This is a genomic window from Agaribacter flavus (assembly GCF_042646125.1).
GTDB classification, from domain to species: Bacteria; Pseudomonadota; Gammaproteobacteria; order Enterobacterales; family Alteromonadaceae; genus Glaciecola; species Glaciecola flavus.
Genome location: NZ_JBHRSW010000029.1, coordinates 298,634 through 301,160, shown reverse-complemented (window position 1 = coordinate 301,160; position 2,527 = coordinate 298,634). Strand labels below are relative to the sequence as shown.

Annotated in this window: 5 protein-coding genes; 2 read left to right on the top strand and 3 right to left on the bottom strand. The window is 41.0% G+C overall.

The window, feature by feature from the left end; translation table 11 throughout:
• Window positions 1–166: 166 nt before the first annotated feature.
• Window positions 167–463: a type II toxin-antitoxin system RelE/ParE family toxin gene (locus ACFOHL_RS14365; RefSeq protein ID WP_376920926.1), complete on the bottom strand. Its 297-nt coding sequence runs from the start codon at window positions 461–463 to the stop codon at window positions 167–169.
• A gap of 5 nt (window positions 464–468) precedes the next feature.
• Entirely contained in the window at window positions 469–684 is a 216-nt protein-coding gene (locus ACFOHL_RS14360; RefSeq protein ID WP_376920925.1) for an addiction module protein, read from the bottom strand.
• Between the two features lie 228 nt (window positions 685–912).
• On the opposite strand from ACFOHL_RS14360, the gene ACFOHL_RS14355 reads away from it, so the two are divergent.
• Both ACFOHL_RS14355 and ACFOHL_RS14350 read left to right on the top strand, forming a co-directional pair.
• Window positions 913–1,158, top strand: a complete 246-nt coding sequence (locus ACFOHL_RS14355; RefSeq protein ID WP_376920924.1) for a type II toxin-antitoxin system CcdA family antitoxin — start codon at window positions 913–915, stop codon at window positions 1,156–1,158.
• Window positions 1,158–1,475, top strand: a complete 318-nt coding sequence (locus ACFOHL_RS14350; RefSeq protein ID WP_376920923.1) for a CcdB family protein — start codon at window positions 1,158–1,160, stop codon at window positions 1,473–1,475. The genes ACFOHL_RS14355 and ACFOHL_RS14350 overlap by 1 nt, the downstream gene beginning before the upstream one ends.
• 466 nt (window positions 1,476–1,941) lie before the next feature.
• Here the strand turns inward: ACFOHL_RS14350 and ACFOHL_RS14345 are convergent, their stop codons facing one another.
• Window positions 1,942–2,412: a lysozyme inhibitor LprI family protein gene (locus tag ACFOHL_RS14345; protein ID WP_376920922.1), complete on the bottom strand. Its 471-nt coding sequence runs from the start codon at window positions 2,410–2,412 to the stop codon at window positions 1,942–1,944.
• Window positions 2,413–2,527: the final 115 nt, after the last annotated feature.

Below are 2,527 nucleotides of genomic sequence, written 5' to 3'. Positions count from 1 at the left end.
AATATGCTTACACCTTTACTGAGCCCGATACTAACTGGATAAAATAGCCACTTCGTTTTGAATAGGAAAGATGAAGTAAACAGATCCGAAAAAGGTAGTAGATTGATCTTGAAAAAATGATCAAGGGATTAGTTTTATCTATTGACAGCCCCGAGGCTCATATGTGTTAGTTGCGGTCATTCCAATACCCAGGTTTGCGGTGGTTATGCATAATCGCAACAACATAAATTGTTTTTTCGTCTACGTTTTTATAGATAATAGAATACGGAAACCGACTTAATATAAAGCGCCTATGATATTGCCCCATTTTGGGCCAAGTTTGCGGTAAGGATTGAATAGAATTAAATGCATCGTCAAGCTCTTGCACAAACTCGTACCCGAGACCTTTTACTTGTTCTTGATACCAGTCAAAGGACGATTTTATTTCTTCTGTGGTGTCTGGGTGAAATAATAATTCAGGCATGTAGCTTACAATTTTTGCTTTATTTGGTCCCATGTAGTCGGGCTAACTTTACCACTTTGCAATTCATTGCTTCGTTTTTCTGCGAGCGATAACCACTCTTGTTCTACGTCATCATCAGCACGTCCATCCATTGCTGATAATAAACAATGTGCAGCTAGTGCTTTTTCTCTAGTGCTCAGTTGGTCAATGCTATCTATTAAGTTTTTAAGAGCTTCCGACATAAATATATCTCCAAACAATTTAACTATAATTAGTTTAGCAGTTTATAGAATCGAGAGTAATTAATTTACACATAGCAGCTAACGCCGCAATTACCGGCCGTAGCGTAGTTGGTTGGTTTTGTGCTATTTGAGCACAAAACCAAGCGACGCAGTGGAGGTCCGGTAGATTGCTTTGTTAAATGCGACACCCTATACTATGCGCATACCTATACGCATAGGAGAGCCCGTATGCAATCTTTATATGACCATAACGCCCCCAAGAAAGCAACAAACCTTAGTATAAACAGTGACTTACTGGAAAAAACCCGTAAGCTAGATGTAAACTTGTCTGCGATTCTTGAGCAGGCACTAAAGCAAAAGCTTGCTGAAGAGAGCGCCGAACACTGGAAGCGAGAAAATGCAACAGCGATTAAGGCTTACAACAGCTTTGTTGAGGAAAACGGTGTTTTCGGTGAAGAATTTAGGTCGTTTTAATGGCACAGTTTGATGTCTACCCGAATCCGAGTAGAACCACGAGAAAATACCTGCCTTACTTGCTTGACATACAAAATCCATTTTTAAGTGATTTATCCACGCGTCTCGTAATCCCGCTTGGATTTAGGTCAGCATTTAAAAATGAGGCAATGAATAGATTAACACCCGAAGTTTCATATGGAGGGGACGAGCTTCTAATACTTACTCCTCAAATGTCCTCAGTGCCAGCTTCAATTTTAAAGAAGCCCTTGGGCTCCTTGTCGCATTTTAGAAATGAAATTATTAGCTCGCTCGATTTTGCAGTAACGGGCATTTAATAACCAAGATACGGGGCGAAATGCCGTTTAGGTATTTTGTCCCCGTCATCAGCTTGTTCTTGGGAGACAACCTCTTCTCTACTCATGTTTCTCCGATGCTTAGCTTATGCAGTGACGATCTTTGCATGTTACCTCGTCGCCCCACGGGCTTCTATCATAGTTTGATGCCTCACTTTTAGCGGCTGAGTTGTCCGACAGCAAAACGACTGTTTTTCTGCGTGCATCGCAGACGCTAAAAGCGTGTCATAAATGCTCAAACTTTTCTACTGTTCTTCGCTACAGAATGCCAATCCACAATCCTACTCTATAAACAAAAATTGTTCGTGCCCGTGGCCAAGAACGCCAACCTGAGCGGCGCATTGCTCGTTGTGAATTCTGCGATAATTTTACGCAGGAAAATGCAGAATTCACAACAAGTAATGTGTCCGAACGAACGACAGTGAGTGGCTCTAGGTTCTTGTTATGTTCACTGGTTAATCAAAGAGCAATCATTTTCTACACAATACTCATGAATTATGGATCCAGAACATACCTCACCACCTTGGTGACCCGATGCCCATTGCTTTAGGAATTCAATTCGTTGTAACACAAGCTTAGTTTCATAGCCGGAACTGCACATAGGATAGACACTGCCGTAATTTAATCTCTTATCTTCAAGCGGAAACTTCATTTCTAAATCAGCTTCGAGGCTGGCTTCCCATGCCTCTTGTGCGTGCTTTAATTTAATTAAAAATTCTGGACTAGTTGATTCATAAGACGCTTCGATTGCCTTTAGGACTCTCAATAGCTCCGATCTTGCTGATTGTAGCTCAATACCTTCGCAATTATTCATCTCGAGTTGAGTATGTGCATTTTCTAAACAAACAGAAACATCTTGAGCCTTCAACATCCATGAAAAAAATAGAATGAAGATACTTATTGCTACCTTAAAATTCAAAACCTTCTCCGTGAACATAATAACCAAGATACGGGGCGAAATGCCGTTTAGGTATTTTGTCCCCGTCATCAGCTTGTTCTTGGGAGACAACCTCTTCTCTACTCATGTTTCTCCG